Below are 24,224 nucleotides of genomic sequence, written 5' to 3'. Positions count from 1 at the left end.
GTCAACCCAAAGGAGCAGACACAAGATATAGGGGCGCGCCCCGCGTGATGTTGTGAAGATTTTGAAGTGGTCGGGGCGGAGAGATTCGAACTCCCGACCCTCTGTTCCCAAAACAGATGCGCTACCAGGCTGCGCTACGCCCCGACGGGGGTGTCCTTAATCCCTTCGTTGAAATGGTGCAATGGTGGATTTCACTGAATTGGCCGAAAATTTCAGGATCAGTTCTTTACGTCACAAGGCCAGGCCGCATTGGCACCAATCACAGGATGACGGAGCTGACTTCCGACGCTTATTCCCATCCGATCTGCCAACCCACCGTTGATCTCCAACACAAACTGAATGTTTTGCCCGCCTTCGATTGCGGTTTCATCCAGCGGGATTGCATTTTCGTGAACGCGCATCACGACGCCGACACTGTCGGCAAATATCATGTCGAGAGGAATGAGTGTGTTGCGCATCCAGAAGGCCACGCTTTGAGGGTGCTCATAGGCAAACAACATGCCAGCCCCGGTCGCCATGCTTTCGCGGTGCATCAACCCTTGAGATCGTTCACTCGGCTCGTCTGCCAATTCAACCGTAAACCGCGCCCGCCCAAAGTCACCGCGCAGGTCGACGCGATCGGGCTGGCACGCAGACATTACCGGTCCGGCACCCAGTAGCGAAATTACGAAAGAGAATAATAGACGACGCTTTATCACTCGTCGTCTTTAAGAGCTGCTTCCCAGCTTGTCACCTGCACAGCCATCCGACCCCGCTTGCCGTCAACGACGCGCAGAGAAACAGCTTCGCCCGGTTGCAGATCCGCAAGGCCCGACCTACGCAGAACTTCGATGTGTAAAAACACGTCTTCGTCCCGACCAAATATATTCGCAAAACCGAATCCCTTGGCCTTGTCGAACCATTTGACCCGCGCAGGTTCCAGCGGCAATGACAGGTCCAAAGGCTCAGTCATCTCGCCTTCGGGGTCCATCATTTCAGGCTCTTCGCCCGCCGGTGGATCAATGTGTATAACCTCAACGGCCTGGATGCCGCGTGCCGTTTCCTGCACGATCACTTCGATCCCGGCAGAATCCGCCACCGAGGATTGTCCGAAGTTTCTCAGGACATTAGCGTGCAAAAGGATATCGGGGCCTCCACCGTTGGCGACCACGAATCCAAACCCTTTAGTAGGGTCAAACCATTTCACCGTACCGGAGACACGTGTCCCCTCTTCTTCGGCGTCCGACATTTCCAACATCATCCCTCGAGCCTTTGGCCCATTTGCCCGCAAGTGTGTGGCATCACAAGGCATTAATGCAAGGTTAAATATGAATTTAACTCGCCATTTAGGCGAAATGCACTTTCAAGGGGCTAACCGTGTTGCTTGCCAATCACGCTTATCGGGATCATCGGACTGCCCTCGGGTAAAGCGAAAGCGGTCGTGCAGCCGAAATGCCCCGTCTGCCCAGAGTTCAATTTCAACCGGCCGGATCCGAAATCCTCCCCAATGCGGAGGTCTTTCGGGTTTCAGCCCATGTTTGATTCCCAGTTTTGCCACTTCTGCCATCAACGATTCCCGCGATGACAGCGGCCTTGATTGCTGGGATGCCCAAGCCCCAATCCGGCTTTCGAGCTTACGTGTGTTGTAATAGGCGTCGGCCTGTGGCCCCTCTTCGCGGCTGACATGACCCCGCACGCGAACCTGGCGCCGCAGAGTTTTCCAGTGAATTACGAACGCCGCTTGGGCATTCGCGTCTAACTCACCGCCCTTGGCGCTTTCATAGTTCGTGTAAAACACAAAGGCGTCGTCTTCGATCTCTTTCAACAAGACCATGCGCACATTGGGCATCCCGGTCGCATCTGCCGTCGCCAAAGCCATGGCGTTGGCGTCATTGGGCTCAGTCTTCCACGCCTCTTCCTGCCACCGTCTTATGATAGCGATTGGGTTGTCACCGGCGAATATATTGGCCTGTTTTGCCACTGGTCATTTCCCTGCACTTGAAGCGGTGCAATTCATGACATAGACCCGAGGCAATGAAAACGGGCAAGGGATAAGCGCGATGAGCCAGGGACTAATGGCAGGAAAACGCGGCCTGATAATGGGGCTGGCCAACGACAAATCCATCGCGTGGGGTATCGCCAAGGCTGTGGCGGATCAGGGCGCTGAGCTGGCGTTTTCTTATCAAGGCGACCAGCTGAAAAAACGCGTCGGTCCTCTCGCCGAGAAACTGGGGTCAGACATTGTTCTGCCCTGTGATGTCAGCGACGAAGCCTCGGTCGATCAGCTTTTCGCCGATCTTGAGGCCCGTTGGGGCAAGTTGGACTTCGTCGTCCACGCCATTGGATTTTCAGACAAAAACCAGCTTCGGGGTCGCTATGTCGACACCACACGCGACAACTTCATGATGTCGATGGATATCTCGGTATATTCCTTCACCATGATCGCCCAAAAGGCCGCGAAGATGATGCCAGACGGTGGCTCGCTTCTGACGCTGACGTATTACGGTGCCGAGAAAGTCATGCCGCATTATAACGTCATGGGGCTGTGCAAGGCGGCATTGGAAGCCTCGGTGCGCTATATCGCCGAGGATCTGGGCCGCGACGGCATCCGCTGCAACGCGATCAGTGCTGGCACCATCAAGACTTTGGCTGCCAGTGGTATCGGGGATTTTCGCTATATCCTGAAGTGGAACGAATACAATTCGCCCATGCGCAGAAACGTGTCCATCGAGGACGTCGGCGGCGCGGCGATGTATTTGCTTAGCGACCTCAGCCGGGGCGTTACCGGCGAAGTGCACCACGTTGACAGTGGTTACCACGTTGTCGGCATGAAGGCTCTGGATGCACCGGATATGACTTACGACAAGAAAGAATAGACCCACGCAATGACCCTGACGGCGCTTCTGACATTGGCGGGATTGCAGGCCTTGATTGCCATCAGTCCGGGTCCGGCGGCGGTGTTGACCATTAAAACGGCGGCATCTGAAGGCGTTCGTGCTGGGTTGGCAATTTCACTTGGGTTGGCGATTGCGATTGTGATCTGGGCAAGTGCCGCATTGGCGGGCCTTAGCCTGATCTTCGAAGTGGCGCCGTTCTTGCAGACAACGTTACGGTTTATCGGGGCTGCCTTCCTGATCTGGATCGCCATATCCATGTGGCGTCATGCGCCCGACCCTATGCCCGAGGCAAAGACAGGCCCGGAAACCTCGCTTTCTCGACTGGTACGGTTGGGCATTTACACCGACCTGGCGAACCCAAAGGCACTTGCCTACTTCACTGCTGTGTTCACCGGCCTTCTGCCGATTGACCCCACATTGCGCGACGCCGCGCTGATCCTTGTGACAGTGTTCACCGTCGAATTCATCTGGTACGCGACAGTCTCGGCTGTCTTTTCGCGGGATACCCCCCGCCGCGCATACGGAGCCGCCAAATCATGGCTGGACCGGGTGTTTGGCGGAATATTGGCCCTTTTGGGCATTCGCATCGCCCTACCCTAACGGAGACTTCCATGACCGACCGTCTGCCACACGAAAAAGGATTTCACGTAAGCTGGGACCAGATCCATCGCGATAGCCGTGCATTGGCTTGGCGTCTGGACGGGCACGGTCCCGATGATGGGGCTTGGAAGGCGATTGTGGCGATCACGCGCGGCGGAATGGCGCCAGCAATGATCGTGGCGCGCGAATTGGATGTGCGGACCGTCGATACAATCAGCGTCAAAAGCTATGATCATCAGGCACAGTCCGAAGCGATTGTCCTGAAATCGCCAGATAAGGACATGATGGGGGACGGCACTGGCATTCTGATCGTCGACGATCTGGTCGATACCGGCAAAACGCTGGAAGTTGTGCGCGACCTATACCCGAACGCCCATTTCGCAACCGTCTATGCCAAGCCATCGGGCGAGCCGATGGTGGATACGTTCATCACCGGTGTCAGCCAGGATACATGGATTTTCTTCCCCTGGGACATGGCCCTTCAATATGTCGAGCCCTATCGCGGCAAAGACTAAAGCGATGGTCGTCCTCAACGCGGCCATTGCGGCAACCGAAGCGCCGCCCGTTATGGAAGCCCGGCGCTGGATGGAAGGGGTGACATTTCCCTCAAACCGTCCGCTTCTCAACGTCAGCCAAGCGGCCCCGGTCGACCCACCGCCCGAACCGTTGCGGCAAGCCATTGCCGATATTGCCCTGAACGACATCGAAGCTCATCTTTACGGCCCGGTATTGGGACTGCCTGAATTGCGCGCTCAAGTCGCCTCTGATTGGTCGCTGGCCTATGGCGGCTCGATATCTGACAATAACGTCGCCATCACATCGGGATGCAATCAGGCCTTTGCAGCAAGTGTGGCCACGCTGGCAGCAGCCGAAGATGAAGTTCTTCTGCCAACGCCTTGGTATTTCAATCATAAAATGTGGTTAGATATGAACGGTATCCGCGCCGTGCCCTTGCCTTGCGGCGACGGAATGGTCCCGGATATTGAGCAGGCAACGGCGCTTGTGAGTGACCGCACGCGCGCTATCGTTCTAATCACTCCGAACAATCCAACCGGTGCTGAGTATCCGGCCGAGACCATGGCGGCTTTCCTGGACCTTTGCCGCGCTCGCGGGATTGCCCTGATCGTTGATGAGACCTATCGCGACTTCCACGCATTGGACGGTGCCCCGCACCACCTGTTTCAGGACCCAGACTGGTCCGACACGCTGATCCAGCTTTATTCATTCTCTAAGGCCTACCGCCTTACCGGGCATCGCGTTGGCGCAGTGGTCGCGGCACCGGACCGTCTGGCGCAGATGGAGAAGTTTCTCGATACAGTTGCCATTTGCCCGAACCAGCTTGGCCAACGTGCCGCCCTATGGGGGATGCGCAATTTGGGCGACTGGCTTGCCGGAGAACGGGCCGAGATACTGACCCGACGCAAGGCAGTAAACCAACACCTGGGCGCCCTGCCCGGTTGGCAGGTTTTGGGCGCTGGCGCCTATTTCGCCTATCTGCGTCACCCCTTTGATCTGCCGTCCAACGATCTGGCTCGGCTTCTCGTCCACGACGCCAGCGTGCTGGCCCTGCCGGGAACAATGTTCACACCCGTGGGCGATGAGATGGGCCTGAAAAGCCTGCGCATTGCTTTTGCCAATATAGACGCTGGCGGCATTGAAACGCTGGCGCAGCGGTTGAATAACCTCACTGTGTAGCGCCCGGGCTTGCCCAACCTCATAGGCTCGCGTAGGAAGTCGCGACCGCGTGAATAAGGGCTCTGAAAATGGCGAAGAAAAAAGCCGGTAACATCTTTTTATGGATCATCATGGTGCTGTTGATCGCCGGCCTTGCTGGCTTTGGCGCAACCAACTTTGGTGGGTCTGCCCGTGCTGTTGCAACGGTCGGCGAAGTCGAGATCGACGTAAACGACTATGCTCGTGCGGTTCAGGCTCAGACCCAGAATTTTCAGCGCCAAACCGGTCAGGCATTAACCCCCGATCAACTGCAGATGTTGGGCCTTGATCGCGCCGCGCTGGCGCAATCGATCAGCGATGCTGCTATTAACAATTTGACGTTGGAAGCTGGCATCTCGGTCGGAGATGAGACCATCAGCCAGGAAATCACCCAGAACCCGGCGTTCTTTGGTCTGTCAGGCTCGTTTGATCGCGAAACCTACCAGTTCGCCCTGCGCCAGACCGGCCTGACAGTGGCCGAGTTTGAAGAACAGTTGCGTATGAACGGCTCCAGCCAGATCGTCCGCGCGGCAGTAGTCGGAGGAATTCGTCCGCCAGCGCTATTCACAGAAACGCTCTTCAATTACGCCCGCGAGACCCGTGACGTAACCTGGGTCCGGATGACCGGAAGTGATCTGGCCGAACCGCTGCCCGAACCCTCAGACACCGAACTGCGACAGTTTCACACCGACAACGCCGAATTGTTTACCCAAGGCGAAACACGGGTCATCGACTATGCCTGGCTGACACCGGACATGATCCTGGACGCGATCGACGTTGATGAAACTCAACTGCGCAGCGTCTACGACAGCCGCCGCGATCAATACGCGCAACCCGAGCGCCGATTGGTAGAGCGCCTGGTCATAAGCACACAGGCTGAAGCCGACGATGCCAAAGCACGGCTGGACGCAGGCGAAATCACATTTGACGCGCTGGTTGCAGAACGCGGTCTTACACTTGCGGACATCGACATGGGTGAACCTGCGCTGGAAGAGCTTGGGGATGCGGGCGATGCCGTTTTCGCATTGACCGAACCTGGCGTCGTTGGTCCTCTGCCCTCGCCATTCGGACCGGCGCTTTATCGCATGAACGCGATCCTATCGGCACGGGAAACCAGTTTTGAAGACGCCCGCGACGAACTGGCGGAAGAAGCCGCAAGAGATCGCGCACGACGCATCATCATCGAGAGCCTGGCGCAGGTCGACGACTTGTTGGCCGGGGGCGCTACGGTCGACATTTTGGAAGAACGCACGGACATGCAGGCTGGTCGCATCGAATGGCGTTCAGACGTTTCTGACGGCATCGCTGGATACAACGAATTCCGCCTGGCGGCCGCCAACGCCGAAGTCGGAGCCTTTCTGGATGTGCAGCAGTTCGAAGACGGCGGCATCTTTGTCGTGTCTCTGGATGAAATTCGTCCACCTGCTTTGCGCCCGTTTGACGAAGTCAGACATCTGGTCATCCCGGAATGGGAGCGCGCAAACACCGAAGCCGCGCTCAGCAAACAGGCCCAAGATATGGCCAACGGTATCAACAGCAGCGCAGATTTCGCAGCGCTGGGTTTGGACGTGGAAACCGATCTGGGATTGGAACGTTCCGGCTTTGTCGAAGGCACGCCCGCAGATTTCACCGACACGGTTTTCGACATGTCCGGCGGTGATCTGCGTGTCCTCAGCGCCGATGGCGACGCGTGGCTGTTGCGCCTTGACGCGGTGAATGCCGCTGACGCCAACACGCCGGACGCACAAGTGGCCATGGAGCAGTTCGAGTCTCAGACATCTGCCGAAATGGCGCAGAGCCTTCTGCAGGCCTTTACCCAGGCCGTGCTGAACGACACCGACGTATCGATCAATCAGGCCGCTGTGAATGCAGTCAATTCACTTGGTGCCGGTGGCGGCGGACAGTTCTGATGGCATTGTTCCCCGAGTTTGATGCCTTTGAGGCAGGCTATGGGGCTGGTAAAAACCAGATTGTCTATACCCGCATGGCTGCGGATCTGGATACGCCTGTTTCGCTGATGCTGAAACTGACCGGCGCCAAAGCTGACAGCTTCATGCTGGAAAGCGTGACCGGCGGCGAAGTGCGCGGACGCTATTCGATCATCGGCATGAAACCTGATCTAATCTGGGAATGTCGCGGGAAAATGGCGCGCCTGAACCGGCAGGCCCGCTTTAAGCGCGACGATTTTATCTCCGAAGACGCGGACCCATTGACCAGCCTCAGGGCGCTGATCGAGGAATCCAAGATTGATTTGCCGATTGATCTGCCCGCCGCAGCCGCAGGGCTTTTTGGGTATTTCGGCTATGACATGATCCGACTGGTGGAGCATCTGCCAAACGTGAATACGGATGTGCTGGGCGTGCCGGATGCGATCCTGATGCGGCCTTCGGTTATTGCGGTTCTGGACGGCGTTAAGGGCGAAGTCATCGTCGTCGCCCCGGCCTGGGTCAACTCGGGTCTGAACGCGCGTGCGGCCTATGCACAGGCAGCCGAGCGGGTCATGGACGCGGTGCGCGACCTGGATCGGCCGGTGTCCGATGCCAGCCGCGATCTGGGTCAGGAATACGACGCGCCCGAACCGGTATCAAACTTTGCCAAGGCCGATTATCTGGCCGCTGTTGAAAAAGCGCGGGAGTATATTCGGGCCGGCGACATCTTTCAGGTGGTCCCGTCCCAGCGATGGGCCCAGGACTTCCCGTTGCCGCCGTTTTCGCTTTATCGGTCGCTACGGCGCACCAATCCATCACCTTTCATGTTCCACTTTGATTTTGACGGATTTCAGGTGATCGGGGCCAGTCCGGAAATTCTGGTGCGCGCCTTTGATGGCGAGGTCACAATCCGTCCCATCGCCGGCACCCGCAAACGCGGTGCCACGCCCGAAGAAGATCGGGCGATGGAAGCGGATCTGCTGTCGGACGAAAAAGAACTGGCTGAGCATCTGATGCTGTTGGACTTGGGGCGCAATGATGTTGGCCGGGTCGCTAAGATCGGCACCGTGAAGCCGACCGAAGAGTTTATCATCGAACGCTATAGCCATGTGATGCACATCGTTTCCAACGTTGTCGGAGAATTGTCCGACGACCACGATGCGCTGTCGGCCTTGCTGGCTGGATTGCCCGCAGGCACCGTATCCGGTGCGCCGAAAGTGCGGGCCATGGAGATCATCGACGAGCTGGAGCCCGAGAAACGCGGCGTTTATGGCGGCGGTGTCGGCTATTTCAGTGCTGGCGGCGATATGGACATGTGCATCGCTTTGCGCACGGCCGTTCTGAAGGATGAAAAGCTCTATGTACAGGCTGGCGGCGGCGTGGTCTGGGACAGCGACCCGGAAGCCGAATTTGAAGAGACCGTCAACAAATCCCGTGCCTTGCGTATGGCGGCAGAAGATGCCGGACGCTTCATAAAGAACGGCAATTCCTGACTGAGAGATGGTTTTGCGCCGGCTTCGCCGTCGCGGTGAGCCCTGTGGCTGACGCCAAAGGGCTATGAATTTTTTGTCAGGGGCTCTGCCCCCAGCGCTGCCGCGCTTCCCCCGAAGTATTTTTGGACAGAAGAAGATGCGGGCGCGCGCATCAAAAAGCCCGGCGCATTTTTAAAAAGCGCCGGGCTTTGGGTTTTCTCAGCTGTTTTCAATCAGGCGGATTCTGCCGCAGCTTCGTCTTCATGAGGCAGGATCTGATTAAGCACAATCGCGATTATCGCCGTCGGCAGAAGGCCGGAGACGGCCATGGTTTTCACCACGCCTGGCAGATACTGTACTGCGCTAGGCACCAGGTTCAGACCCAGACCAACCGAGATTGACACCGCGATGATGATCATATTGCGGCGGTTCATGGTGACTTCTGTCAGCATATTCAAACCAGCCGCAGCCACCATACCGAACATCACGATCACACCACCACCGAGCACCGGCAGAGGCATAGAAGCGATGACTGCCCCGATCTTCGGCAGAAGGCCGCAGATGATCAAAACGATACCAGCAATGGTCACGACGTGACGCGACATGATGCCCGTCATACCGATGATACCGACGTTCTGGCTGAACGATGTGTTGGGCAGGCCCCCGAAGATAGCAGCGATTGCGGTGCCAAGACCGTCGGCATAAGTTGCGCCTTCTATCTCTTTGTCCGTGGCATCGCGTCCGGCACCGGCCTTTGTTGTCGCGGAGGTATCACCAACAGTTTCAATGGCCGAAACAATGGAGATCAAGGTAACCGCGATAACTGCACCCAGCGAGAACTCGAACCCGTAAGGCATGACCTGAGGAACGATGATCCAACCCGCCTTGGCGACACCGCCGAAGCTGACCATACCGAGCAAAAGCGCCAGCACGTAACCAGCTATAAGGCCGATCAGAATGGCCGCTGCAGACACGATGCCCTTGGCCCAGAACTTCAGACCAAGCGAAACGACGACCACAGTCAGCGCCACGGACCAATGCTTGAGCGATCCGAAACTTTCAGCTTCCATCTGGAACGTCGCGGCACCACCAGCGGCGTATTTGATGGCCACGGGGATCAGGTAAAGGCCGATGGTCAGAATGACGAGACCGGACACCAGAGGCGGAAACAGGAACCGCAGCCGCCCGATGAAGGCACCCAACCCGAAGTGGATGATGCCACCGATCAGACAGGACGTCAGTGCAACACCCAGCCCCTGGGTTGCTGCGATAGCCGTCAACACTGAAACGAAGGCAAATGACGTGCCTTGCATGATTGGCAGACGCGCGCCAACCGGCCCCATGCCAATGGTTTGGAACATCGTGGCTATCCCGGCAAACAACATGGCCATCTGGATCAGATAGACCTGCTCAGCACCGCCAAAGGCCAGCCCTGCGGCTCCGGCCACGATAATGGACGGCGTTACGTTCGAGGCAAACATCGCCAGAACGTGTTGCAGCCCCAAGGGCACAGCCTGCCCCAGCGGGGGCGTTTCGTTTGGATCTCGAATTTCTGTGATCGCACTCATGTGCTTTCTCCCGATTGTGTCACTGTCGTTACGGTCCGCCGATCTGATAGCGGCCCTTGTAGTCCCTTCACGCCCTTAACGGCCGGCGCTGATTAAGTGCCCATTTTTTGGGCTGTTGTTGGCCGATCCCTCAACCGGCAGCGCTATTCCGACACCACAGTCCAGGGTCGGTCAAACCAAAATTCCTCCAGATTGTTACCTTCGCCAATCCGGTCAAGAACCGCGAACTGCCCGGGCGCCTGCAGCGGCGTCAGCACGCCATGCCAGGTTCCCTTGTGAAAATTGATCGCCTGACCCGGCTTCGAAAGGAAAGCAGATGGTCGTTCAGGCTGATTGTCATTGTCCGCACTAACAACAATCAAGAACGGCGTCCAAGCCATTGGAATAAAAGCCTGACTACCCATTGGATGGCGTTCAAGCATGTCCAGCTTAAGCGGCAATTCGCGAGGCTTGGCATTGAAGATGCTCAGACCTGGCTGCCCACCTTCAAAGTCCAGGCGGGCGCGGTCGTGAAACCGCTGGCAATTGCCCTGATTGATAAGCACATCAGCGTCGCCAGATGTGTCCAAGATGTCACCATAGCGCTGAAAGGCCTGTTGGGTCAGGAGCTCTATGACAACCCTGTCGGTCACGGCAAAAGCTCTTCCAGGCGCAGTTGGGCGATGCGTTCGACCTGTAAGCAAGCGGTTTTGAACTCGGTGTCGCGGTCATTATCGATGCGGGTGTGAAAGGCCTGCGTAATCGAGTCTTTGGTGTTGTCACGCACCGCAATGATGAAGGGAAAGCCGAATTTGGCGGTGTAGGTTTCGTTCAATTCTGTGAAGGCGGTGCGTTCTTCATCTGTGAGCGAATCCAGCCCGACCGAAGCCTGTTCTGCCGTGCTGTCAGCCGTCAGGCGTTTGGCTGCTGCCAGTTTGCCTGCCAGATCAGGGTGCGCATTCAAAACGCCCAGGCGTTCGTCTTCGCTGGCAGTGCGAAAGACACGCGACAGTGCGGAATGCACGCCCTTGGCGGTGTCGTGGGTCGGCCCTAATTCCAGATCAAACGCGCGCTCGGCGATCCAGGGTGAATGTTCGAAAATTCCGCCATAGGCGTCGACGAATTTATCACGCGTCATCTTTGACGGCCTCTCGATGTCTGCTGGTGGATGGGTGGCGGCCCAATGCGCAGCAATCTCTTCGCGCGTAGCGAACCAGACGCCCTCGTGGGACGCGATGTAGTCAATAACTCGCTTAAGTGCCGCGGCCCGTCCCGGACGGCCCACCAACCGGCAATGCAGTCCGATGGACATCATTTTCGCCGCGCCCGCCTGCCCTTCTGCGTAAAGCACGTCGAAACTGTCCTTCAGATACGCCTCGAATTGATCGCCCGAGTTAAACCCCTGGGGCGTCGCAAATCGCATATCGTTGGCATCCAGAGTATAAGGCACGATCAACTGATCGCGTCGGCCAATGCGCATCCAATAAGGCAGATCATCAGCGTAGCTATCGGCGATATAGGCAAAGCCACCCTCTTCAGCGGCCAACCGCACCGTGTTCATCGAAGCGCGCCCAAGATACCAACCGCGCGGGCGACTGCCGGTCACCTCGGTATGCAAGCGGATCGCTTCCAGCATGTGGGCGCGCTCATCGCTTTCCGAGAAATCCTTGTATTCGATCCATTTCAACCCGTGGCTGGCAATTTCCCAGCCGGCGGATTGCATGGCGGCCACCTGTTCAGGTGCGCGCGCCAGGGCTGACGCAACCCCATAAACGGTGACTGGCAAATGGTTAAGCATCCGGTGCAAACGCCAGAACCCGGCGCGGGCGCCGTATTCATAGATCGTTTCCATGTTCCAGTGCCGCTGGCCGGGCCAGGACGCCGCCCCTACGATCTCACTCAAGAAAGCCTCGGAACCGGCATCACCATGCAGAATGTTGTTTTCGCCGCCTTCTTCGTAGTTCACCACGATTTGCACAGCAATTTTTGCCCCATTGGGCCAGGCAGCATCGGATGGCTTGGCGCCATATCCGGTCATGTCGCGGGGATATCGGGTCATAGAATCCGTGCCATTTCCTGTTCTTCTGGTTGTAGGACAAAATAATAGAATTTATTTTCAAATAATAATGGAAAGACTATCTGTACGCAGCCCCTTTCCGTCGCACCAAATTCTATTGATTATAGCCAGGTTACCAACCAGGAGGCAGCCAATGCCCGGCTATCTATCCACCCATGTTTTGGACACGGCGCGCGGCGTGCCTGCAAAGGGGATCAAAATTGCGCTGTACCGGGTGTCGGGAAATGCACACCAAAAGATTGCCGAGGATGTGACCAATGACGATGGGCGCACCGACTCGCCGATTTTGGCCCAGGCAAATTTCAAAACCGGTACTTACGAACTGATATTCTTCACCGGTGACTATTTGCGCAAGACTGGCCAGGCGTCCGGCGATCCGCTGTTTCTGGACCAAATCCCGATCCGGTTTGGTATGGACGAAGACACCCACTACCACGTGCCGCTTCTGCTTTCGCCTTTTGGATATTCCACCTATCGCGGCAGCTAGCGAAGCCCGACACGGGCTTCAGAACTGATTTTCGTTGCGAAAATCGGAGTTCGGAAACTCTCTCGAGTTTCCGCCCGCGATCTCTGGGTCAGAGATCGTTACCTTGAGGCAATGCGCACTGACATATCTTGTAGTCCGGCAATCTCGACACGCACTTCGTCGCCAGGGACCAAAGCACTAACACCTGCCGGAGTGCCTGTCATGATCAGGTCGCCAGCCGCCAGAGCCATTGATCTGGAAATAAAGGAAATCACGTCCGCCGTTGGCCAGATCATATCTGCCAGATCACCGTTCTGTCGTTCTTCGCCATCAACCGTCAGCCGCAACACGCCAGCCTTCAAATGCCCCACATCCGCAACCGCGTGGACCGGCCCAACCACGCCCGAGTGATCGAACCCCTTCGAAAAGTCCCAGGGACGCGACCGTTCTTTGGCCACCGCCTGCATATCGCGCCGCGTCAGGTCGATCCCTGCGGCGTAACCCCAGATATGAGCCTCGGCATCGTCGACTGCGATATCGCTGCCGCCCCTGCCTATGGCGACTACCAATTCGCCTTCGTGGTGCAAGTCCTCGGTTTCAGGTGGGTAGACGATAGTGGTGCCGCCTTCCGCCAAACTGTCGCCGGGCTTCATAAAGAAAAATGGCGCCCCGCGATCCGGATCGTTTCCCATCTCGCGCGCGTGCGCCGCATAGTTACGTCCAACACAAAATATGCGCCGCACCGGGAACCGGTCGTCACTGCCGACAACCGGCAAAGACGGCACTTCGGGTGGATCAATCACAAAAGCCATGATCAGGTCTTAGCGGAACATTGGCGGCCGCGCATCCACCCATTCGCCATCGCGCTTGCCGCTGTCAGCAACGGCAAAAACTGCCGCCATCGACCGCAGACCATCTTCGGCCCGCGGATACAGGTTCGCCGCCGGGTCCATCGCGCGGCCGTCTTTCTCAGCTCGGATCGCCTCGGCCAGATCAGTGTAGATGTTGGCAAACGCCAGTGGCATCCCCTCAGAATGACCTACCGTCACGCGGCTGGAACGATCCGCCTCAGGCGACAACCCACCTGCCCCGCGCTCGATCACCTGCAAGCGTTCGTTCAGCGGCATCCAATACAGTTGGTTCGGCTGTTCCTGCGACCAGCGCAACCCGCCCTTTTCGCCAAAGACCTGAATACCCAAACCATGCTGACGTCCAATGGCTACCGAAGACGTCCAAAGCCGCCCAACAGCACCGCCATCCATGCGAAAGTTCACCATAGCGTCGTCTTCCAACTCGCGGCTGGCAATGGCGGAAACGATATCCGCAGACAACTTCTCAACTTCCTGCCCGGTCACGAACGACGCCATATGCATCGCGTGAATGCCGCAATCCGCAAACTGCGCCGAAACCCCAGCCTGTGCCGGGTCATAGCGCCAACGCACGCGCGGATTATCTGCATCCTCGGCATCGGCGTGATGCCCATGGGCAAACTCAGCCACGACCAATCGCACGCGGCCCAGATCGCCCCGCGCCACCATCGCCCGCATGTGCCGCACCAGCGAATAGCCGGAATAACCGTAATTCACCGCACAGATTTTACCCGCAGCCTTGGCGGTGTGCACGATGTCTTCGCCTTCGTCCACCGTCATCGTCATCGGCTTTTCGCACAGCACATTGAACCCAGCAGCAAGGAACGCCTTGGTGATCTCGTAGTGTGTCGAATTCGGCGTTGCGACAGTGACCAGATCTACCCGATCCTCGCGCCCGCGCTCACCTTCCAGCATCTCGCGCCAGTCGCCATAACTGCGATCCGCATCCAGCCCCAATCGCCGGCCATATTCGCGCCCGGCATCGGGGCGGTGATCCAATGCGCCCGCCGTAAACGCAAACTCGCCATCCAGGCCCGAGCCCAAACGATGTGCCGGTCCGATCTGGCTGCCTTCTCCGCCGCCGATCATGCCCCACTTCAACTTTGTCATTTCGTTACCTCAACCTTAAAGGTGCGTGCGCTGGCACCGACGTAATACCGACGTGATACCGACGCGATACAGACAGCCCGAAATCAGCTAAATCCGATGCTTTCCAGATATTCGCGATTGGCCCGCGCATCGCCGATAGGATCGACATCCAGTGTCGGATCGCAGTCCTGCTCAACCGTGCACCAGCCCTCGAAACCGGCGTCCAGAAGCACCTGGCGAACAGCGGGGAAATCCACGTCCCCATCGCCCAGATTGCAGAAAATTCCTTGACCGCAAGCGTCATAAAAGCCGGTGCGGTTTTCGATCACTTCTGCTTTAATTTTAGGATCGATATCCTTGAAATGCATGTAACTTATGCGATCCACATAACGCTTCATGAAACCGACCGGATCAAAGCCAGCATAGGAATGATGGCCAGTATCAAAGCAGATCTTCAGAATGCTCTCATCAACCTCTGACAGCAACCGCTCCAACTCAGGCTCAAAGTCCATGAACCCACCGGCATGGGCATGAATGCCCACAGTCAGCCCGTATTCCCCGGCCCCCATCTTGGCCACGATCGCGATCTTATCGCGAAACGCCGCCCATTCAGCCGCATCCATCTGCTCAGCTTCACCCGCACGGCCCGCAGTCGGTGCCCGGCGCGGTGAAATTGCGTCAATCAAAACAAGCTGTTGCGCACCATGGGCGGCCAGCGCCTTGCAGGTCCGAACGGACCCGTCCATGACGTCATCCCACTGCGCCGGATCCGAGAATGGCCGGAACACAACGCCCCCGATCAGGGTCAGATCATGCTCGGCCAAAGCATCCGACAGTATTGCCGGATCCTCAGGCATATAGCCCACAGGTCCAAGCTCGATGCCCTTATACCCGGCCTCGGCGTTTTCCTTCAGCACCTGTCGCCAGGGCGGATTGCGCGGGTCAATTGCGAATTCAACACCCCAGGAACAGGGTGCATTGCCGATGCGAATGCTCATAGGCATCAACCTCTTATCTTAAAAATCTGCAACAGATTGCCAGTTGCGCGCAGCCTGAGAAGCCCGCGCAGCGGCGACGACACGTTGGACCTGAAGGCCCTCTTCAAACGTTGGCCAGACTGCTTTTCCGCTGTCAATGGCGGTTAAGAAGTCCTTGGCCTCGATTATGATCTGATCCTGATAGCCGGTACCATGCCCGGCACCTTTGCAAAACGCCTCGTAGTCAGGATGGGCAGGCCCAGCCAGGATCTTACGGAAACCCCGATAGGCCGGCTCGACATCGACCTCGTAAAACCAGATTGCGTTCTGGTCTTCCTGATCAAAACGGATTGCGCCCTTAGTGCCAGCAATTTCATAGGCATAGCCCATCTTACGCCCCGTCGCGACGCGGCTGGCGCTGATATGCCCCATCACCCCGTTTTCAAATCGCACCATCATTTGCATCTGATCGTCGTTGGTCACCGGCAGGCCGTCCCGCTCGGGGTGAACAGTTTCGATCATCGCGTTCAATTCGACCATTGGGCCCATCAGAGCGTGCGCTGCGTTAATAATATGTGGAGCAAGATCGCCTAAACATCCGTTCGCGTCGCCCTTATACCGCCACGGTGAAACGCCGCCTTCGGGATCGCCGTGGAAATCTTCGTTATGTTCGGCGCGAAACCAGGTGATCTGGCCGAGTTTACCTTCGGCGATCAACTGGCGGGCAAACTGAGAGGCGGGTGTGCGGATGTAGTTATAGGCGACCATGTTGGCCGCACCCGATTTTTCCGCCGCCGAAGCCATGGCCGCGGCTTGTGTAACGTCCAATCCCATGGGCTTTTCGCACATCACAGGTTTGCCAAGCGCGAACGCCGCTTCTGCAATCTCTAAGTGCGTGGCTTGAGGCGATGCAATAACAACGGCCTCGACCTTTGGATCGTTGACAAGCTCTTGCCAATCCCTGGCAGCACGAGCAAATCCAAACGCTTCGGCATAGCGTGTGCCGCTCTCCGGGGAAGACCCGCAAATCATCTCAAGTCGGGGCTTCAGTTTGGTTTCAAACACAGTTCCGACACTGGCAAAAGCCGCTGAATGCGCCTTGCCCATATAGCCGCCACCGACGATTCCAATGCCAATTTCCGCCATGTCACACCGCACCGAGATTCTGTTTTGCAACCGGTTGCAAAAATTAGTATCCTGAGCCGACGACAGGCGCAACTGGCAAACGTCGGCTACGCAACAAATGCTGTCACGACCCCGAGAAATAGGACAAATCCCAGATGCATATCCCCCCGTTCGACAATCAGAACAAACCCATTGTCGATGTCGATAACGAATTGGTACCGCTGAATTATTTCAACATCGTCAAGCTGAAAGAAGGTGAGACTTTCGACTATCGCCTGACTGACTTCGAAACCTGCATTGCCCCAGCCACAGGCACAGTAACGGTCGAAACCGGTGGCGAAACCTTCGCTGACATCGGCAATCGCGGCGAAGATGTCTGGGATGGCGAACCAGAGGGAGTCTACGTGCCCACCGATATGGGCGCACGCATTACCTGCCGATCCGGGACCGCTGAAGTCTTTATCGCCGGGGCGAAATACGCCGAGCAACTGAAACCCTTTGCAGTCCGCAAGGCCGAGATTGATCTTGTCCAATACGGCTCGGACGACACCAAAACCCACCGCAAGATCAAGCATATCCTCGGTGCAAATCAACATGATCGCGTGGGTCGATTGCTGGTAAGCGAGCTATTTACAGTCGGCGCTGGCGGCTGGTCTGGCTTTCCCAGCCACAAGCATGATACAGATCGTCTGCCAGACGAGTCACGCCACGACGAGACCTATAACTTTCGCTTCAAGCCCGACTACGGCTCGGGCCTTCAGATGCTCCAGCGCGTCGATAATGAACCAGGCGACGCCTATCACATCGTCGATGGCTCAACGATCATGATCGACAAGGGCTATCACCCCTGCTGCGCCCTGCCCGGTTACGAGATGTATTACTTCACCATTCTGGGGGGTCTCAGCCAGCGCAGTCTGAAGCAATATTTTCAGCCAACTCATGCCGAGCAACTGCATACCATTCCCGGCATCATGGATATGGTCGCGAAGTTTAAATGATAGTTTAAGAAGCCCCGCAAACCATTGCGGGGCTTTACGTTTTAGGCTGGCACTGCTTCAGGCGACATGGCCGCTGGTCGCGCCGCACGGAAGAAGAACAACCGATACAGAACCGGCGCCGCGATCAATGTCAGGATCGACGCAAACGCCAGCCCGCCCATGATCGTCACTGCCATCGAGACGAAGAAGGCATCACCCAAAAGCGGTGCCATCCCCAGAATGGTCGTTGCCGCAGCCAAAACCACAGGCCGCAGACGCGACACACAGGCTTTCACAATGGCGTCGTCCAATCCCAAGCCATCCTTGCGCACAAGGTCGATTTCTTCGACCAGCACAATGCCATTCTTGATCAACATCCCCGATAGGCTGAGAAGGCCCAGAAGTGCGGTAAATGTGAATGGTAAGCCGGTGCCAAGCAGCCCCAACACAACACCATTGACTGACATCGGCACCAGCAGCCAAATGATCAGCGGTTGGCGCAACGCATTGAATAGAATGACCGAAATCAGGACCATAATCAGCAAACTGATTGGCAGTTGCCGGCGGAGGCTTTCATTGGCGTTGGATGAGTTTTCGAACTCGCCACCCCAGGCCATAGAATACCCTGGCGGAAGCGCCAGCAATTCAACTGCCGCACGGATCTCTGAATGGACAGAGGCCGCAGTGACTTCCGGCGGCACATCGGCTTGGACAGTGATTGTCGCCACCCTGTCACGTCGGTGATAAAGCGTGTTCTCGGTCAACACCTCCATCCCATCAACCACTTGTTCCAAAGGCACAAAATCGCCTGCGGTCTGGGAATAGACGACTTGATCCAGCAGAGCGACGCCGCCTTCTTCAAGCACCCGCGCAATGATCGGAATCTGACGCTCTCCGTCGCGATAAGTGCCTCCCCGGATGCCGTCTGTCGCAAACAATAACGTTGCCGCTACATCGTCACGGGTAATACCTGCAGCCTGTGCGCGGTCAGTTGAATAGAGTGGGCGCAGGACCAGTTCCTGCTCGCGCCAGTTTGTTCTTAGATGCATCAGGTTTTCGCTTGCACCTGCCATCACTTCGGCGCCCCGCGCCGCCAATTCCCGTAATACGGCGGGGTCGGAACCTGAATAACGAAGTTCGATTGGTGCACCACCACCGGGACCAAAGACCATACGCTCAGTGCGGAACTCACCGCCCGGGAAATTCTCGGCCCCAAAGGCATCCAGCTTTGCTCTTAGCGGCGGAATTTGTTCGATATTTTCAGTGCGAATGATCAAATGACCATAACTGGAGTTCGGGCGTTCGCCCGCATAGGTCAACAAGAAGCGGTCAGCGCCCTGCCCGACGAAGGACGCAACCGAAACCACGTTCTCCTGCTCTGACAGCCATGCTTCCATCAGCGTCAGGTCTTCCGCCGTCTGATTGATGGGTGTGCCTTGTGGCAGTTTGTAGTGCACGAAGAACAAAGGTGTATTCGAATTGGGGAAGAACTGCTGTTTGATCATGCCAAACCCGGCATAACAGGCCACGGTGACTCCAACGAGCAGCACCAAGACCAGCCAGCGCACTCGAAGCGCAAGACGCAAGACCGCCCCATACGCCCGGAACAGGCCGCCACCGTAAGGGTCATGATCGCTCTCAGCGTCGCCCGTCTTGAACAGATAGTGCGCCAACAACGGCGTTACCGTGATAGCCAGTATCCAGCTTAACAGCAGCGAAATACCGATTACCGCAAAGAGAGAGAACATGAATTCGCCAGTCGAATCCGGCGACAATCCAATACCCGCAAACGCCATGATGCCAATCACCGTTGCGCCCAGCAATGGCACTTGGGTGCGCCCGGCAACATCGGTTGCCGCCTGGCGGGATTTCTTGCCCGATTGCATGGATATCTGCATGCCTTCCGCGACCACGATCGCGTTGTCCACCAGCATGCCCATAGCAATAATCAATGCCCCGAGGGAAATACGTTCCATCTCAATCGAGAACAGTGCCATGAAGAAAAGCGTTCCGACCACGGTCAGCAACAAGGTGCCGCCAACTACGATGGAAGCGCGCCACCCCATGAACAAAGCCAATACGATCACAACGATGCCGACGGACATCGCCAGATTGACCAGGAAGTCATTCGATGCGGTTTCAACGACTACGTGCTGCTCATAAATTGGATGCAGTTCGACACCATAGGGGATGTCATTTTCCAGCTCGGCCACACGATCAACCACCCGATATCCGACATCGACGATATTTTCGTTCGGCAAGCCTGCCACGCCGATGGTAAAGGCCTCTTCGCCGTTGAAACGGATGAGAACCGGCGGCGTATCAACCCGCCCGCGTGACACCTGTGCTAGATCGATCAGGTTCAAAACTTCGCCGCCGATGCCGACAGTAAGGCCTGCGATTTCACTGACTGAATCTGACCCTTCTGGATAAGCTATAACGGTTTCAGCGCTGTCAGAGCTGACTGATCCTGCGTCAGTTACGCTGTTAGCGGTTGATATTGCATTCAAAAATGCCAGCGGCGAAACGTTCTGCGATGTTGTGAGCGACGGAATAGCGTCCACAAAGATCGCCTCTTCCGGCAATCCGGTCAGCGCCACATCAGCAACGCCGTCCACAGCAAGAATTTCACGGCGCAGGAATGTCCCAAGCTGGTGTATCTCAGCGTCGGTCAATCCAGGCGCTGTTACGGCATAGTACAAACCGAAGACATCACCAAATTGGTCGTTGACCCTGGGCTGTTGCACACCGTCGGGCAGATTGCCCGCAGCATCGGACACACGAGCGCGCAGCTTGTCCCAAATCTGCGGCAATTCGGTGCCGTCAAATGTGTCGCGAATTTCAACATCAATGATCGACCGTCCGGGTTGGTTGATCGACGAGATACGATTTACTTCGCCAAGATTCTGTATGGCCGATTCCAGCGGTTCAGAAACTTCAATGGCGACCTGCTCGGCAGATGCGCCGGGGTATTGCGTGATGACGACGGCCTGCTTAATCGTAAATGCCGGGTCTTCCAGACGACCAAGGGTCATGAAGCCCCACAGCCCACCAAAGATGCAGGCCAGCATAATAAGCCACGTGAACAGTGGACGATTTATAGATGCGCGTGCAACTGACATATCGAGCCCGCCCTAGTTCGAGAAACCGGCAAAGCGCCGTGTTTCCTGACCGTCGGTCAGTTGGTTCGCACCAGCCACGACAATCTCGTCACCGGGGTTCAAACCGCTCTTGACCAGAAACTCACCATTTGTGCCGGTCGAAAGGTCAACGTTCACACGACTGACGGTGCCTTTGTCGCCTTCGCCCGGGACGAAGACCATGACTGAAGTTGTGCCATTGTCAGCTATTGCAACTGCGCTGGCCGGTATGAGCATCCCGCGATCCGGGACGTTCAAACCGGCGACAACCGTAATCGTGCTTCCTGGAAGAACTCCGGGGCCAGGCTCTTCCAGCATCGCCAGAGTGATTTTGAACGTCTGCCCAACCTGGCTGGCCTCAGCGCGAAACTCCCTGAGTTCCAACGGGATACGTCGATCAGAACCCGAGAACATGCCGTAGACTGCCACCTCATTGTCCTCACTTGCCCGCCGAAACAGAACTTCGGGAACATCAATTTCGACACGCCATTCGCTAACGTCGTGCAGGCGAACTATTGGAGATCCGGCCTGAACAGTCGTGAAGTTGGCGACGTTGCGCGATGCGATTAATCCGTTGAAAGGGGCACTAAGAGTCGCCTGTTCAAGAGCAAATTCAGCATTTCGAACCGCGATTGCTGCCAAGTCAGCGGCAGCCTTCGCATCGTCTTTGTTCGCCTGGCTGACAGTTGAAGATGATAGACGCTCGAGACGATCACTGTCGCGATCTGCCTGTTCTTTTTGAACAGTTGTTTGAGCCAGCGATAGTTCAAAAGGTTCAAGATCAAGTTCGGCAATCAATTGTCCTTCCAGAACTGGCGAGCCTTCCAAAACCGGAAACTCTTTTATCTGACCTGAGACCTGAAACGCCAAGTCAACCGTCTGTCGAGCCACGACATTGCCAAAAAACTGTCGCTCCAGAACACCGTTTGGTTCGGCAATTGTCATCGTTTTCACCGGACGAAGTGTTTCTTGCGCAACTGCAATTTGGGCAATTGTAAACAGGCTTGCAGCCAACAGGATCAGGTTTCGCATTTTTGCTCTCCGACATTCGAGCGATTCTCGAAAGTGAACTGAATAGTTTAGATTCTGACTGCTATAGGTTGTGGCAATCGATCTGGCAAGAATTATTGTTTTACTCGAGTCCAGCCACGGAAACTGGACTTGATCAGGTATTCACCGACCCTCCATCCACAACCAAAGTCTGACCCGTTACGAAATTGCTGTCATCAGACGCCAAGAAAATCAGGGCTCCGATCAGATCTTCTGGCATGCCATCACGCCTTATGGCTCGGCTAGCCACGACTTTCTCGCGTGTTTGGTCAAGGTGCTCGGAGTTTTCCTGAACCGAGTCACTCAGCGTCAATCCCGGTGCCAATGAGTTCACACAGATACCGCTTCTACCAAGTTCACGCGACAAAGCACGTGTCATCGCCGTTAACCCGCCTTTGGAGGTTATGTAGTGCAACATATTGGGCAGACCTTTGTAGACCGTGCCAGATGTCACGTTGATGATCTTGCCCGACCCACGGGCTTCCATCATGGGTGCCATACACTGCACCATATTAAACGCACCTCGCAAATTCACGGCCATGACCCGATCCCAAAGGTCGGTCGGTATATCGCGGTATGATTGCATCGGCAGCGTCGCATAGACCGCGGCATTGTTCACCAGAACGTCAGGGGGACCGAATTCAGACCTGATGGCCGTTGCGAACGCCAACACCTGATCTGGGTCTGACACGTCCGTTTCAACAAAGAGCCCGCCAATTTCTAAAGCCAGCGCCTGCCCGTCTGAAATATCAGCGATGGCAACTCTTGCTCCTTCAGTGGCCAACGCTTTCGCAAAAGCGGCTCCAAGACCTTTCGCACCACCGGTGACAACGCAGACTTTTCCATCCAGACGCCCCATGTTCTATCCGGTCGGCAGACGGCCGAATTCGGCGTATATGTGTTTGGTTTCCATGAAATCGGACAGGCCCTCTAACCCATGCAGTCGCCCCATGCCACTTTCGCGATAGCCGCCGGTTTCTGCCTCGGCGAATAGGCGGTTGTGGCAATTAATCCAGACCGTGCCGGACTTTAATGCCCGCGCCACTCGTCTGGCACGGGAGTGGTCTGAGGTGTGCACACTGGCGGCAAGCCCATACCGCGTGGCGTTCGCACTGACGACGGCTTCTTCTTCCGAAGTAAAGCGTTGCACCATCCCAATTGGCGCAAATAGTTCGTCCTGCACCAGGCGGTGGCTGGTGTCGTTGACATGGTAAAGCGCAGGCGTAACGACATTTGCCAGAGGGTGTCCGGTCTGAATGCTGCCCGCCAAAAGCGTTTCACCTGTCTGAGCAGCACTTGCGGCATTAGCATTGTAACGTTCTGCACTTGCCGGATCAAACAACGGCCCCATGCGAATGTCTTTATCCAGAGGATCGCCAACTGTAACCGCTTTGGCCGCATCAATCAGACGCGGAATAAATCTATCCCACGCGTCGTCCGCCACAAGAATACGCGCAATAGCAGTGCACATCTGGCCGCAATGAGGGATCAATCCATTGGTAATCTCGCGCACGGCCGTGTCCATATCGGCATCGGCGAATACAATTGCCGGAGCCTTACCGCCCAGTTCCAGAGACAGGCGCTTCAAGGTCGAAGCGGCACCGGCCATGATCGCCTTGCCCGTCGCCGAAGACCCGGTGAAACTGATGACGTCCACATCAACATGGGTGCACATCGATTGCGCCACATCCAGATCCCCATGAACCACATTGACGACACCGGCGGGAAGTGAGGGGCATGACGCCAGACACTCGGCATAAATCTGATTAACGCTGCTAGTCTGGTGCGCGCCTTTCATGACCACTGTGCATCCAGCGGCAAGCGCAGGCCCAAGCGAACGCAGCAGTAAGGTCGAAGGTGCATTCCAGGGGATGATGATCGACGCAACACCGACCGCCTCATGGGCAAAGATCGACTGCTTACCCTCATCAACTTCGGTGACTCGGCCAAAGATTGCGCGCGCCAAACCAGCATAATAGCGAGCTTCACTTATTGCGGCATTGGTTTCATGCATACAGTGGGCAAGAACCTTGCCGTTCTCTGCGGCTATATGTCGGGCGATTTCTTCCCTGCGGGCCTGGATCGCGTCGGCCAGTTCAAACAGAGATTGCGCGCGCATCCGCGGGGAATGCGCCCAATTCGAGCGATCAAAGGCAGTACGTGCGGAGTCGATGGCTTTCACAGCCAGAGAACCATCGCCAATGGAATATGAACAGTAGTCCTGGCCCGAATAGACATCGCGGGTGACGCCGGTATCACTGATTTCGATCCATTCACCTGAAATCCAGTGCCGCGCCACGTCAGTCATATTCAGGTCC

At 56.6% G+C, this 24,224-nt stretch carries 22 protein-coding genes and 1 tRNA gene; 8 read left to right on the top strand and 15 right to left on the bottom strand.

What is annotated here, in order from left to right; translation table 11 throughout:
• Positions 1-67: 67 nt before the first annotated feature.
• The 4 genes from GKR98_03590 to pdxH form a co-directional block, all read right to left on the bottom strand.
• A tRNA-Pro gene (locus GKR98_03590) sits at positions 68-144 on the bottom strand.
• Positions 145-218: 74 nt separating this feature from the next.
• On the bottom strand, positions 219-638 hold the full coding sequence (locus GKR98_03585) for a DUF192 domain-containing protein (protein QMU57368.1): 420 nt from the start codon (positions 636-638) through the stop codon (positions 219-221).
• A 56-nt stretch (positions 639-694) separates the two neighbouring features.
• The gene (locus GKR98_03580; protein ID QMU57367.1) at positions 695-1,240 is read right to left on the bottom strand and encodes a cold shock domain-containing protein; all 546 of its coding nucleotides are present in this window, start codon (positions 1,238-1,240) and stop codon (positions 695-697) included.
• A gap of 102 nt (positions 1,241-1,342) precedes the next feature.
• Complete coding sequence (pdxH, locus tag GKR98_03575) at positions 1,343-1,960, bottom strand: pyridoxamine 5'-phosphate oxidase (GenBank protein ID QMU57366.1); 618 nt, start codon at positions 1,958-1,960, stop codon at positions 1,343-1,345.
• 79 nt (positions 1,961-2,039) lie between these two features.
• Here pdxH and fabI point away from each other — a divergent pair, with 79 nt between their 5' ends.
• The 6 genes from fabI (at position 2,040) to GKR98_03545 (ending at position 8,610) form a co-directional block, all read left to right on the top strand.
• Positions 2,040-2,855 carry an enoyl-ACP reductase FabI gene (fabI, locus tag GKR98_03570; GenBank protein ID QMU57365.1) on the top strand — a complete coding sequence of 272 codons (816 nt, stop codon included), beginning with the start codon at positions 2,040-2,042 and terminating at the stop codon, positions 2,853-2,855.
• A 9-nt stretch (positions 2,856-2,864) separates the two neighbouring features.
• Entirely contained in the window at positions 2,865-3,476 is a 612-nt protein-coding gene (locus tag GKR98_03565; protein QMU57364.1) for a LysE family translocator, read from the top strand.
• Positions 3,477-3,487: 11 nt separating this feature from the next.
• The gene (locus GKR98_03560; GenBank protein ID QMU57363.1) at positions 3,488-3,991 is read left to right on the top strand and encodes a xanthine phosphoribosyltransferase; all 504 of its coding nucleotides are present in this window, start codon (positions 3,488-3,490) and stop codon (positions 3,989-3,991) included.
• A gap of 4 nt (positions 3,992-3,995) precedes the next feature.
• Positions 3,996-5,171 carry an aminotransferase gene (locus GKR98_03555; protein ID QMU57362.1) on the top strand — a complete coding sequence of 392 codons (1,176 nt, stop codon included), beginning with the start codon at positions 3,996-3,998 and terminating at the stop codon, positions 5,169-5,171.
• Between the two features lie 68 nt (positions 5,172-5,239).
• Positions 5,240-7,099, top strand: a complete 1,860-nt coding sequence (locus GKR98_03550; GenBank protein ID QMU57361.1) for a peptidylprolyl isomerase — start codon at positions 5,240-5,242, stop codon at positions 7,097-7,099.
• Positions 7,099-8,610 (top strand): anthranilate synthase component I, encoded by a 1,512-nt coding sequence (locus GKR98_03545; protein QMU57360.1) that lies wholly within the window; start codon positions 7,099-7,101, stop codon positions 8,608-8,610. Before GKR98_03550 ends, GKR98_03545 begins: the two co-directional genes overlap by 1 nt.
• A gap of 212 nt (positions 8,611-8,822) precedes the next feature.
• Here GKR98_03545 and GKR98_03540 read toward each other — a convergent pair whose 3' ends face one another.
• From GKR98_03540 to puuE, 3 genes are all read right to left on the bottom strand, one after another.
• Entirely contained in the window at positions 8,823-10,157 is a 1,335-nt protein-coding gene (locus GKR98_03540) for a purine permease (GenBank protein ID QMU57359.1), read from the bottom strand.
• A gap of 143 nt (positions 10,158-10,300) precedes the next feature.
• A complete protein-coding gene (locus tag GKR98_03535) occupies positions 10,301-10,789 on the bottom strand; it encodes an ureidoglycolate lyase (GenBank protein QMU57358.1) in 489 nt (162 codons plus the stop codon).
• A complete protein-coding gene (puuE, locus tag GKR98_03530) occupies positions 10,786-12,195 on the bottom strand; it encodes an allantoinase PuuE (protein QMU57357.1) in 1,410 nt (469 codons plus the stop codon). Before puuE ends, GKR98_03535 begins: the two co-directional genes overlap by 4 nt.
• A 151-nt stretch (positions 12,196-12,346) precedes the next feature.
• Between puuE and uraH the strand changes: the two genes are divergently transcribed.
• Positions 12,347-12,700: a hydroxyisourate hydrolase gene (gene uraH, locus GKR98_03525; protein ID QMU57356.1), complete on the top strand. Its 354-nt coding sequence runs from the start codon at positions 12,347-12,349 to the stop codon at positions 12,698-12,700.
• Positions 12,701-12,798: 98 nt separating this feature from the next.
• Here uraH and GKR98_03520 read toward each other — a convergent pair whose 3' ends face one another.
• The 4 genes from GKR98_03520 to GKR98_03505 form a co-directional block, all read right to left on the bottom strand.
• Entirely contained in the window at positions 12,799-13,491 is a 693-nt protein-coding gene (locus GKR98_03520; GenBank protein QMU57355.1) for an FAA hydrolase family protein, read from the bottom strand.
• Between the two features lie 9 nt (positions 13,492-13,500).
• Positions 13,501-14,658 (bottom strand): gfo/Idh/MocA family oxidoreductase, encoded by a 1,158-nt coding sequence (locus GKR98_03515; GenBank protein ID QMU57354.1) that lies wholly within the window; start codon positions 14,656-14,658, stop codon positions 13,501-13,503.
• Positions 14,659-14,741: 83 nt separating this feature from the next.
• On the bottom strand, positions 14,742-15,635 hold the full coding sequence (locus GKR98_03510; protein QMU57353.1) for a TIM barrel protein: 894 nt from the start codon (positions 15,633-15,635) through the stop codon (positions 14,742-14,744).
• An 18-nt stretch (positions 15,636-15,653) separates the two neighbouring features.
• Complete coding sequence (locus tag GKR98_03505; protein ID QMU57352.1) at positions 15,654-16,760, bottom strand: gfo/Idh/MocA family oxidoreductase; 1,107 nt, start codon at positions 16,758-16,760, stop codon at positions 15,654-15,656.
• Between the two features lie 134 nt (positions 16,761-16,894).
• On the opposite strand from GKR98_03505, the gene GKR98_03500 reads away from it, so the two are divergent.
• A complete protein-coding gene (locus tag GKR98_03500) occupies positions 16,895-17,737 on the top strand; it encodes a 5-deoxyglucuronate isomerase (protein QMU57351.1) in 843 nt (280 codons plus the stop codon).
• A gap of 41 nt (positions 17,738-17,778) precedes the next feature.
• On the opposite strand, the gene GKR98_03495 is transcribed toward GKR98_03500, so the two are convergent.
• The 4 genes from GKR98_03495 to GKR98_03480 all read right to left on the bottom strand — a co-directional run bounded on the left by GKR98_03495 (position 17,779) and on the right by GKR98_03480 (position 24,214).
• Positions 17,779-20,838: an AcrB/AcrD/AcrF family protein gene (locus GKR98_03495; GenBank protein QMU57350.1), complete on the bottom strand. Its 3,060-nt coding sequence runs from the start codon at positions 20,836-20,838 to the stop codon at positions 17,779-17,781.
• Between the two features lie 12 nt (positions 20,839-20,850).
• Positions 20,851-21,888 (bottom strand): efflux RND transporter periplasmic adaptor subunit, encoded by a 1,038-nt coding sequence (locus GKR98_03490; protein ID QMU57349.1) that lies wholly within the window; start codon positions 21,886-21,888, stop codon positions 20,851-20,853.
• A 133-nt stretch (positions 21,889-22,021) separates the two neighbouring features.
• Complete coding sequence (locus GKR98_03485; protein QMU57348.1) at positions 22,022-22,765, bottom strand: SDR family oxidoreductase; 744 nt, start codon at positions 22,763-22,765, stop codon at positions 22,022-22,024.
• 3 nt (positions 22,766-22,768) lie between these two features.
• Positions 22,769-24,214 carry an aldehyde dehydrogenase family protein gene (locus tag GKR98_03480; protein ID QMU57347.1) on the bottom strand — a complete coding sequence of 482 codons (1,446 nt, stop codon included), beginning with the start codon at positions 24,212-24,214 and terminating at the stop codon, positions 22,769-22,771.
• Between the last annotated feature and the right edge of the window lie 10 nt (positions 24,215-24,224).

The sequence above is a fragment of the Boseongicola sp. genome (assembly GCA_014075275.1).
Classification (GTDB): domain Bacteria; phylum Pseudomonadota; class Alphaproteobacteria; order Rhodobacterales; family Rhodobacteraceae.
This window is presented reverse-complemented; position numbering and strand designations above follow the sequence as displayed.